Origin of the sequence: Brochothrix sp., assembly GCF_017549435.1 — a bacterium.
Lineage (GTDB): Bacteria > Bacillota > Bacilli > Lactobacillales > Listeriaceae > Brochothrix > Brochothrix thermosphacta.
Genome location: NZ_JAFYUW010000046.1, coordinates 1 through 10,964 on the forward strand (window position 1 = coordinate 1; position 10,964 = coordinate 10,964).

The following is a 10,964-nucleotide window of genomic DNA, read 5'->3' on the forward strand; positions in this document are numbered from 1 at the left end:
ATCTCTCTATTTCCACGTTTGAAAAGTTGAACACCTAATTCGTTTTCTAATTCTTGCAGTTGTTTAGATAAAGTTGGTTGTGATACATGAAGTGTCAAGGCTGCCTTGCTGATGGTCTTTTCTCTCGCAACAGTTAAAAAATAATTAAGTACTCTTAAGTCCATATGATCCTCCCATAGTTTAAAGTTATATGTGCGTATCTGGTATAAGTATTAGCTACTCTTAGTATAGCTAGGTATACTAAGAGTATCAAATATAGAGGGAGTGACTTGAGCATGAGTTATGGTAATTTATTTAGAAGTCTTGAAGGAAAAGAAATTTTGCCTGATTCACCACTCTTTAAAAAAATACACCGTGTTAAACATACTAACGAAAAATACTTATTTGAACTAAATAACGGTTATCATACATCTACGGAAGCACTGTGTTATTTAGAAAAAATGACAGGGTCTAAAATTGATCAATCAGTTAGCATCTCGCTGCCTTTTTATACAGATTTTGGTGCTCATATTTCTTTTGGTAAGAATATTTTTATTAATCAAAATGTGACATTCGTTGATTTAGGGGGCATTGTGATTGAAGATGATGTGTTGATTGGACCGATGAGTAGAATTATCACTGTTAATCATTTAACAGATCCTAAAAAACGTCGTGGTTTGTCTGTGAAACCAGTTAAGCTCAGAAAAAATGTATGGATAGGTGCAAATGTAACTGTTTTACCTGGTGTGACAATTGGTGAAAATTCAATTGTGGCAGCAGACGCGACTGTAACGAAAGATGTGCCAGCAAATGTTATCGTGGCAGGTTCTCCTGCTAGAATAATAAAGAGACTTGAAAGTTAAGCGAGATTTTTCAATTAAAAGAGAACGATTAACTACTTAAACGAAGCGCAAAAAGTAATTAATGAGAGTGCAGTTATTTTTTATTAGAAAACATCTTTAGTAATTTCTGACATCAAAGTAACTCTATTGGGCATTATGATAGCGGACATAAACGATTGAACACGACAAAGCGGTTATTATTAGTTGAATTTTATTACTTTGATTTAATTAGAATATTAAAAAGAGGGTAATAATTGGATAGAACTATCATTTGTAGATTACGTCATGATAGAGTGAAATTATTTTCAGGAGGTAGTAAGAAGAAACCTTGTACTTAACTTTCACTATCGTCCCTGATTTTTCGAATAGACATCGATGAATTTCTAACTATCGTCAAAATTAAATGAGAGAACTAGAAATTAGCCAATCGGAATTAATACGTGTGAGGCGTTTGAAAATGACTAGCAATAGTAACAGGGAGTGAACAACAATGTTCGCTCTCTATTTAATTTTCTGGCTAGAACAAGCTGAAATATTCAGGTGAAACCGTCTACAATGAGTGAAATAAAAGATACATAGTGTATGTGCTATCCTTCTAAACTAAAAAACAGTGTTTCCCTTGTTCGTGATAAAGCAGTATTTAAATGTCTCATCTATGGGACATACTAGTATCTATAAAAACGAAAAGAAAGCGGTTACAATAAAAGTATAGAAAGGAGCAGAGACCATGGAATTAAGTAAGCGAGAAGCGGATATTATTGATATGTTTTTAATTGATCGGAACACAAACACGGCGGATAAAATTGCTTCAGAGTTAAAAATATCCACAAAAACTGTTTACCGTACGATAAAGAAAATCAATCATCTCGTTAGTAAGGAGTTGATAAGTTCGGAAGCAGGCAAAGGTTTTTCTTTTGATTACAACTTATATCTCACTGAAATTGCTAATTCTCCAATCAATGCTACTAAAAAAAGCGAAGATAGTAGTCCGACTGAACGACGGATGAGTATTATCTTTAAATTACTAATAACGTCACCTCATCCATTAACTATCTATGAATTATATGAAGAGCACTATATTTCAGATGAAGCAATCGCTAAAGATATCGGAAAATTACGACAATACTTAATGGGTTTTCAGTTACAACTGCTTAATCGTAATAAGATGTTGATGATTAAAGGTAGTGAAACTGTTATTCGTAAAAGGATCGAGTCATTGATTAAAGCAAAAAAATTATTCGGTGATGAAAAATTCACGATAAACAATCATCCTATCCGCGTGGAAGATGTTAATTTTATCACAGAACAGTTGTTATTTATTGAGGAGCAGCTGCAGGAGCAAATTCTATACCCTTATAATATAAATATTTTTTCACACATTTACATTTTATTAATTCGATATAAGGTGGAAGGGATAGATCGGTTAATTCTTGCGGAAGAATTGCCCTTGGATAAGTTAGAAAAGCAACAAATAGATAACAATGATTATGAGATGTCTGTGAGTAGAAGTATTATTCGTAATATTGAAAGTTACTTGGAATTAAGCTTAAATCCAATTGAAAGTTATTATCTCTTTCAGCATATTATTTCTTCAAGGATAAAATTAGAGGGAAATGCTTTTATTGAGAAAAATCATGTAGATGAAATTATTTATTACATGATTAATCGGATGAAGCAACAATTTGATATTTCAATCACTCGTCAAGAAATATACGAAGATATCTATCAACATATTTGTTCATTGTTATACCGAATGAAAAATGAAATTAGTATTGTAAATGAATTATTGCCAGATATACGAAGAGAGTATGTACTAATCTATGAAGGGTTAAAAGAGGTAAATCAAGAATTACAAAAAAGACATCAACTACCGCTAATTTCGGATGATGAAATTGGATTTCTAACGCTTTATTTTGCTAAATACAATGAACAAGTGGTCAAAAAAAGACGAGTACTTATTATGTGTAGTAGTGGTATTGGCACCTCAGAATTACTTAAAGTAAAAGTGCAGAATACGTTCCCTCAAATTGAAGTAGTGGATGCTATTTCTGTCAATCAATTTAAAAAACGGCGACTTGAAGGAGCAATAGCAGATATTGACTTGATCATTACTACGATTAACTTGCCAGAAGGTAGTGGGTTGCCTAGTATTCTCGTAAATGCCATTTTCACAGAAAATGATAAACAAAATGTCGCAAAAACGTTGGAGGGATTATGATGGATGAATTATTAGACATTACAAAAGTGCTGGATAAAAAACTTATTAATGTGGACTTGAAAAGCAATACAAAAGAAGGCGTGATTGCTGAATTAAGTCAGATGTTAGCAAAAGAATCGTATCTCATCGATGAAAAACAGTTTATTGCTGATGTGATGCAGCGTGAAGAAGAGGGCTTAACAGGTTTAGGTGAAGGTATAGCAATTCCACATGGAAAGTCAGAAGGCGTCCAAACAACAACTATTGCGATAGGTAAGCTTAGTAATGGATTAGAGTGGGGTTCTTTAGATGACCAACCAGTACATGTTATCATTCTATTTGCTGTGAAGGATACTGATGCAACAACGATGCATATTAAATTGTTACAAAAAGTAGCGATTATGTTAGCCGACAATAATTTTTTAACAAGCTTACGTGAAGCTAATACCGCTGATGAAATATATGAGCTCATTCTTGGTCGCTGATTAAAAGGAGGAATTAAAATGAATATTGTTGGTATTGCTGCGTGTACATCTGGTATTGCACATACATATATTGCAAAAGAAAAATTAGTGAATGCAGCACGAGCTTTAGGTCATTCAATCAGTATTGAGACACAAGGAACAATCGGAACTGAGGATGAACTAAGTCTAGAAGCTATTCAGTTAGCAGATATTGTTATCATTGCTGCAGATATTAAAGTGGGTGGAAAGGAGCGTTTTAAGGATAAAAAAATAGTGGAAGTACCAACGAGTATGGTCATTAAAGCACCTAAGAAACTGCTTGAAACAATTGAACAGAAAATGCAAGGAGGCGACTGACCGTGTTTCGAAAATTGCAGATTAAAAAGCATGCATTAACAGCGATATCTTATATGTTGCCTGTCATTGTGACAGCTGGTTTGTTGATTGCGATAGGTAACCTTACAGGAGGGAATGTTGTAACGGATTATAAATCTGCCTATACTATTCCAGATGTACTTGTATCACTTGGTGTTTTAGGAATGGGGTTATTGTCACCTGTCATTGCGGCGGCAATTGCTTATTCAATCGCCGATAGTCCTGGTATTGCACCTGGTTTGTTCATGGGGCTAATTGCTAATTCGATTGGTGCTGGTTTCTTAGGAGGCATGCTTGGAGGTTTTTTAGTCGGGTTCTTTGTCTTGTTGTTGGTCAAAAAATTAAAAGTTCCACAATGGGCACAAGGTTTAATGCCAATGATGATTGTGCCGCTTTTATCAACGCTCGTCATAGGATTATTGATGTATTTTGTCATTGGTTTGCCAATTGTGTGGGCAACGGATGCGCTCACTGACTTCTTAAGAGGTTTGCAAGGGAGTGGTAATTTTCTTTTTGGCACTATTTTAGGAGGGATGGCCGCATTTGATTTTGGAGGCCCTGTTAATAAAGTGGCATCTTTATTCGCAGACGGTTTGCTGCTAGAAGGTATTAAAGAACCAGAAGCTGTTAAAATACTAGCATCGATGGTACCGCCATTTGGTGTAACAATCTCTTGGTTACTTAGTAAGCTATTCAAAAAGCGGAAGTATGCAAAAGAGGAAGAAGAAAATATTAAAGTCGCTTTTCCGATGGGAATCTGTATGATTACTGAGGGTGTTATTCCAATTGCTGCTGCAGACCCAATTAGAGTTATCGTTGCTTGTACAACAGGTTCAGCAATCGGTGGTGGCTTAAGCATGATGTGGGGTGTAGGTTCGCCAGTACCTTCGGGTGGTTTATTTATTGTACCAGCGATGACAGATCCCGTTAAATTTATGCTTGCCTTAATTATTGGTTCAGTAATTACAGGAGTTCTACTTTTTCTATTGAAAAAAAATCGTGGCGAAGAGGAACTTGCCACGGTAGAGGAAGAAGATGTTGATTTTTCAGCAATTGAAATTAAATGACCTGATGTGAGTGCTTAACAAATAATTATTTCTATGATACTGATAGATGTTTGAATGTATACAAGCTTAAAAGCAAAATAGTACTATAAAAATTAAGGGAGACGATGAGATGTTATTAAACATGACAGAATTATTGACGGTAGCAAAAGAGAATAAATTTGCAGTAGGAGCTTTTAATGTAGCGGATAGTAACTTTTTACGAGTGGTAATTGAAGCTGCAGAAGAAAATGATTCGCCAGCCATAATTGCAGTGCATCCAACAGAATTAGATTTCACAAAAGATGATTTTTTCCAATACGCTTTGGCAAGGGTTAAAAATAGTAAAGTCCCATTCGTCATTCATATGGATCATGGTGACAACTTAGCAAGTATTATGAGGGCTGTACACAGCGGTTTTAGTTCCGTGATGATTGACGGATCATTATTACCTTTCGAAGAAAATATTGCAGTGACAAAAGAAGTTGTAGATATTTGTAGTAAGATTGGTGTTTCCGTAGAAGGAGAATTAGGAACAATTGGCAGCACGGGTACTTCTATTGAAGGTGGAGTAACTGAAGTTATTTATACGGATCCGGCGGATGCGAGACGATTTGTTAAAGAAACAGGGATTGACACCCTAGCAGTTGCTATTGGAACCGCGCATGGTATATATCCTAAAGGTGTGACACCAAAGCTGAAAATGGATGTATTAGAAGAAATTAAAAGGGATACAAATATCCCCTTGGTGTTACATGGAGGTTCAGCGAATCCAGATGAAGAAATCAAAAAAGCGGTAGCGATTGGTATCCAGAAAGTGAATATTTCATCAGATTATAAATATGCCTTTTATAAAAAATGTCGTGAGATTTTAAGTTCAACAGAGTTATGGGACCCGAATGTAATTAATCCTGAATGTATTGAAGCGGCTAAAAAAGTGGTGACTGAAAAAATGGGATTATTTAACTCTAAAGGAAAAGCGCAGCTTTATCGTGACGCAGGCCAAGCACCATGGCGAAGTGAATTTTTATAAAAAAGGTAAAGCTAGTTGCTACAATACTAAAGGTACGATGTAATAGTTTTATAACTTAATTGTGGGAACACTTCACTAGAGGTGTTCTCATTTTTTATGGAATGTTTGATTGAAAGGAGTGGACATTAATGTGCGCTCTTTTTTTATTTTTTATTTAGAGGCATAAATTTTGCCGTTTAGGAATCATCTGAATGTAGAGTGTTAGAATAGTTTATTTTAAAACATATTCATAATTGTCGCTAGTTTTAAAATATATAGGTTTCAGATAGTTCCACATGAAACTATAAAAAATAGCTGACTTACATATAGCTGTTCTGCAGTTATATGGACGGATGTATTTGATATCAAAAAGAGTAATACTGTTTAAAAAAAGTCAATATTTCGGAAAAGGATGTTAACTTTAAATTAAATTAGAGGGGAACTAGGGTATAAGAAGTAGTAAATGTTTTTGTCAGAAAAGTTTTCATGTCATTCTTTTAAGCTTAATAGATAGTGGATAAATGAGAAGAAGCGATTCCTATTGCTAGAAATCGCTTCTTCTTATTAAAATAGTATCTCAACAAAAACAATCATAACAGAATTAAATATGTATCAAAAAGGTAGTAACTTCAGGAATAACGCCAAATCTTGCGTGTATGGAAGTGGTACCCAAACCAGTATTAACATAAAGCTTCATATCATCTTCTAAGTCATACAGACCTTTTACATATTTTTCAGCTAGCGTATTGGTTACTTGATAAAATGGAATCCATATTTGTCCACCATGACTATGACCTGCCAATACTAACTGAGTGTTTGTGCCTTTAAAATCATCAGCAACATCTGGTTCATGAGTGAGTATAATAGAATAGTCATATTTTTTTTCGCGAAAAGAAAGGGTATCATCGACCGAGGGATTTCCTAAGAGTGAGTCATCTAAGCCACCAATATAAACCTCTTTATCATTTTTTAATTTGAGTGTAGTACCGTTATTTTTTAATACGGAATAGCCTGAAGCAGTCATGACGCTGTCATATATACGTGAAGCGCCCCCGCCGTAATCATGATTTCCCCAAACTGCATATTTCCCTATCTTAGCGTGCATTTTTTTTAATTGATCAATAATTTTATTTTCATTGGAATAGACTGAATAATTATCAAATAAATCGCCAGTAAAAACAATAATATCAGGATTTTCCTTATTTACTTTTTTTACGATTTTATCCAATCGGTCTTCTGTGTAACTCTCGGACAACTGGATATCAGACAGTTGCACTACTTTTAGTGTTTCTTTTTTATTTTCATCTCCTAATTCAATATAATTCATTTTAACTAAGAAAGGTTCGATGAAAAATGAATAGGCAGTGATACACAGTACAACACTTATTATTAAAAGACTGATTTTTGTTTTCATTTTCCCACCTCATCACTAAATATTATCTATAGATATCTCTACATTGTACAATGGGAACCAGTTAAATAAAACCGATAACATAAATAACAGTTTATAAAAACTAATTATTAAGGTGAGCGATTGGTTCTATAGAACTGAATTTTATTTACTAGTGAAGTGCATACTTCAGCTTTGTATAAGAGTAGAGCCGCTATATAATATAGCGGCTCTACTTTTATATTTTTTAGAAAATCTTTACTTACGATTATTTTCTTGAGTTATAGGGATATAGGTGTGCTTTTTTCTTTTTATGAAAAAAAACAAACCAAAAACTACTAATAGTATTGTTACAATTATTTTTTTCATTCTAATAATTCCTCCTTAAATTTTATAAGATAACAATCAACTTTCACATATAAAGTCCAAGAGGGCCACTTTAGAGAGCGTTTTTCATTTTCAACAAATTGAAAATTTCTTTTTCTTGACGTTTGTTTAACATAACAACAGTATTATTTGTTTCTTTCTCAAACATGTCCCTAGTGTTTTTAACTATAATTGTCATTTGTGAGTTTAATACAATAAAAAAGGATTTATTCTCAAATTTGAGCGTTAATAATTCACCGTCTGCATTGTTTTTGAATTCATTAAATGCGTGGGCTAAATTGACAGGATTTATATCAAAATCACTTTGCTTAATTTTAAAAATAAAACTATAATGCATCGTTTCATCACATAATAATTTAGAATAACAGTTGGTGATAGTGATGCCTAGTATGAATGTTTTAATTTGGCTCTTTTCAATAATTTGAAGGGGCTCAGGTAAAGGTAATTTGAGCTTTCTCACATAGGATAGTACAGCAGAATATTGCTTGTCTTCAAAGTATAATTTTTTTGACGATCGTCCTATTGCTTGGAACATATATATATCATCTCCTAAAAGTGTGTGCTTTTTAATTACAATCAGACTAGAATTAACATCAGGTACTAATATCACGTACTATATCACGAAATTCAAAGGAGTTGTTGTTATTTGGACATAGTAATTATTTATGACGAGCATAAATAATTACTATGTCCAATCTGTGTCAAAAGTGATTGACAATGCATTTATAGGAGAATAAACTTAGGAAGCATTATTGGTGACGTATCGGAATAGTAAGCAGTTTATATGTGGATGTGGAGTGGGAGTGTCGATTATCTTATCGTTTCAAGGTTAGGAAAATCATTTTGTAAGACGCTCGTTCTCTGAATGATACATCATGCTACGTTCATTAATTAACTTAGGAGGTATTATGATGGATACAAGTTTAGTATTACAATTTGTAGGTGAGATTTTAGGTACATTTATTTTGATTTTATTTGGTGGAGGTGTTGTCGCAGGCGTTGTGTTAGATAAGACAAAAGCAAATAATGCAGGTTGGGTCGTCATTACAATTGCTTGGGGTCTGGCTGTAGCGATGGGAGCTTATGTTTCAGGGTATCTCAGTTTGGCACATTTGAATCCTGCCTTAACATTAGGATTAGCTTTTGCAGGCGAATTTCCGTGGACAAGTGTACCTGCTTATGTTGGAGGGCAGTTTATCGGCGCATTTATAGGGGCAACTGTTGTGTGGTTACATTACTACCCACATTGGAAAGCAACAAAAGATCAAGGAGCTAAATTAAGTGTATTTGCAACAGGACCAGCAATTCGCCATTACACATCAAACTTATTTGGTGAAGTAGTAGGTACATTTGTTTTAGTTTTCGGAATTATGTCAATAGGGGCAAATGAAATTAGTGCTGGATTGAATCCATTAATTGTAGGTGCTTTAATAGGTGTTATTGGTATGGCACTGGGTGGCACAACAGGTTATGCAATTAACCCAGCGCGTGATTTAGGTCCTCGTATCATGCATGCTGTGTTACCTATTTCCGGAAAAGGCTCATCGGATTGGGGCTACTCATGGATACCGGTTGTAGGACCTATATTAGGAGCAACAATCGCTGCTACAGCTTATAATTTGATTATTCATCATCAGTTAAGCATATGGCTATTTATCAGTATCGCTGTCTTAATCATTGTAGAGATTATCACGATATCTAGCACTAAAAAAGAACAAAACGTGCAAAAAAAACATAAGGTCCAAAAATATAACTATACTAAGGAGAAATCATAATTATGCAAAAAAAATATATTTTAGCGATTGATCAAGGGACAACAAGTACTCGTGCAATGATATTAAATAAAGCTGGGAAAGTATTAGGAACCGATCAACATGAATTTAAACAACATTTTCCTCAATCAGGTTGGGTAGAGCATGATGCTAATGAAATTTGGAGAACTGTTTTAGCGACAATGTCAGGTGTTTTGGTAAAAACAGGTGTTAATGCACAAGAAATTGCTGGGATTGGAATTACAAATCAACGTGAAACAACAGTTGTTTGGGATCGTGAAACAAGTAAACCCATTCATCATGCTATTGTTTGGCAATCGCGTCAAACAGTTGATATTTGTACGGATTTAAAAGAAAAAGGTTATGAAAAAATGGTAACGGATAAAACAGGTTTGTTACTCGATCCTTATTTTGCAGGAACAAAAGTGCGTTGGATTTTAGACCATGTGGATGGCGCTCAAGAACGCGCTGAAAAAGGTGAATTAGCTTTTGGAACGATTGATACATGGTTAATATGGAAACTGAGTGGTGGAAAAGTGCATGTAACAGATTATTCGAATGCCAGTCGTACCTTGTTATATAACATTCACGATTTAAAATGGGATACTGAATTATTAGACATGCTTAATGTACCAGCAGCAATGCTGCCAGAAGTACATGATTCATCTTGTGTATATGGTCACACAGTAGGCTATCATTTCTTTGGGATAGAAACACCAATTGCAGGTGTTGCTGGTGATCAGCAAGCCGCATTATTTGGTCAAGGTTGTTTTGAAAAAGGAATGGGTAAAAACACATATGGTACAGGTGGATTCTTACTTATGAATACAGGCGATAAAGCAATTAAGTCTAAAAATGGTTTGTTGACAACGTTAGCTTGGGGTATTAATGGCAAGGTCAGCTATGCACTTGAAGGTAGTATTTTTGTTGCTGGCTCAGCTTTACAATGGTTACGCGATGGTATGCGCATGGTGAAAAAAGCATCGGAAACAGAAGAATATGCAATGCGTGTGGATTCAACTCAAGGTGTTTATGTCGTACCGGCATTTGTAGGATTGGGTGCACCATACTGGGATGCAGAAGCGCGTGGTGCAGTCTTTGGTTTAACGCGTGGAACTACGAAAGAGCATTTTGTTCGAGCAACACTAGAATCATTAGCTTACCAAACACGGGATGTTATCGACAGTATGGAAAAAGATTCTGGAATTAAATTGGAAACGCTTCGTGTTGATGGAGGTGCGAGTGCGAATAACTTCTTAATGCAATTCCAAAGTGACTTGTTACAAGTGCCAGTAGAACGCCCTGAAAACAAAGAAACAACTGTGTTAGGTGCTGCATTTTTAGCAGGTTTAGCCGTTGGTTTTTGGAAAGATAAGGAAGAAATTCAACAACATTGGCAGTTAGAAAAGCAATTTGAGCCAATCGAAGGTACTGAAAAAGAAGAATTGCTTTATGAAGGATGGCAAAAAGCAGTAAAAGCAACACAAGTATTTAAATAATAAG

Annotated in this window: 11 protein-coding genes; 8 read left to right on the forward strand and 3 right to left on the reverse strand. The window is 34.7% G+C overall.

The window, feature by feature from the left end; translation table 11 throughout:
- Nucleotides 1–164, reverse strand: a 164-nt coding sequence (locus tag IKV95_RS03110; protein WP_287451402.1) for a LysR family transcriptional regulator, incomplete at its 3' end; no start/stop codon positions are given.
- Between the two features lie 111 nt (nt 165–275).
- Here IKV95_RS03110 and IKV95_RS03115 point away from each other — a divergent pair.
- The 6 genes from IKV95_RS03115 (at nt 276) to IKV95_RS03140 (ending at nt 5,933) form a co-directional block, all read left to right on the forward strand.
- The gene (locus tag IKV95_RS03115; RefSeq protein WP_069134998.1) at nt 276–842 is read left to right on the forward strand and encodes a DapH/DapD/GlmU-related protein; all 567 of its coding nucleotides are present in this window, start codon (nt 276–278) and stop codon (nt 840–842) included.
- A 706-nt stretch (nt 843–1,548) separates the two neighbouring features.
- A complete protein-coding gene (locus IKV95_RS03120) occupies nt 1,549–3,039 on the forward strand; it encodes a BglG family transcription antiterminator (protein ID WP_069126439.1) in 1,491 nt (496 codons plus the stop codon).
- Nucleotides 3,039–3,503, forward strand: coding sequence for a PTS sugar transporter subunit IIA (locus IKV95_RS03125; RefSeq protein ID WP_069118637.1), 465 nt, complete (start codon nt 3,039–3,041; stop codon nt 3,501–3,503). The genes IKV95_RS03120 and IKV95_RS03125 overlap by 1 nt, the downstream gene beginning before the upstream one ends.
- 18 nt (nt 3,504–3,521) lie before the next feature.
- Complete coding sequence (locus tag IKV95_RS03130) at nt 3,522–3,839, forward strand: PTS fructose transporter subunit IIB (protein WP_069118636.1); 318 nt, start codon at nt 3,522–3,524, stop codon at nt 3,837–3,839.
- A 2-nt stretch (nt 3,840–3,841) separates the two neighbouring features.
- Nucleotides 3,842–4,924 carry a PTS fructose transporter subunit IIC gene (locus tag IKV95_RS03135; RefSeq protein WP_287451399.1) on the forward strand — a complete coding sequence of 361 codons (1,083 nt, stop codon included), beginning with the start codon at nt 3,842–3,844 and terminating at the stop codon, nt 4,922–4,924.
- A gap of 109 nt (nt 4,925–5,033) precedes the next feature.
- Complete coding sequence (locus tag IKV95_RS03140) at nt 5,034–5,933, forward strand: ketose-bisphosphate aldolase (protein WP_069126437.1); 900 nt, start codon at nt 5,034–5,036, stop codon at nt 5,931–5,933.
- 580 nt (nt 5,934–6,513) lie between these two features.
- On the opposite strand, the gene IKV95_RS03145 is transcribed toward IKV95_RS03140, so the two are convergent.
- Both IKV95_RS03145 and IKV95_RS03150 read right to left on the reverse strand, forming a co-directional pair.
- Nucleotides 6,514–7,326 carry a metallophosphoesterase gene (locus tag IKV95_RS03145; RefSeq protein ID WP_287451400.1) on the reverse strand — a complete coding sequence of 271 codons (813 nt, stop codon included), beginning with the start codon at nt 7,324–7,326 and terminating at the stop codon, nt 6,514–6,516.
- 415 nt (nt 7,327–7,741) lie between these two features.
- Nucleotides 7,742–8,224: a hypothetical protein gene (locus IKV95_RS03150; RefSeq protein ID WP_069126072.1), complete on the reverse strand. Its 483-nt coding sequence runs from the start codon at nt 8,222–8,224 to the stop codon at nt 7,742–7,744.
- Between the two features lie 373 nt (nt 8,225–8,597).
- On the opposite strand from IKV95_RS03150, the gene IKV95_RS03155 reads away from it, so the two are divergent.
- Together IKV95_RS03155 and glpK are read left to right on the forward strand one after the other, a co-directional pair.
- Nucleotides 8,598–9,464: an MIP/aquaporin family protein gene (locus tag IKV95_RS03155; protein ID WP_287451401.1), complete on the forward strand. Its 867-nt coding sequence runs from the start codon at nt 8,598–8,600 to the stop codon at nt 9,462–9,464.
- A 2-nt stretch (nt 9,465–9,466) separates the two neighbouring features.
- Complete coding sequence (gene glpK / locus IKV95_RS03160) at nt 9,467–10,960, forward strand: glycerol kinase GlpK (RefSeq protein WP_029091034.1); 1,494 nt, start codon at nt 9,467–9,469, stop codon at nt 10,958–10,960.
- Nucleotides 10,961–10,964 lie beyond the last annotated feature (4 nt).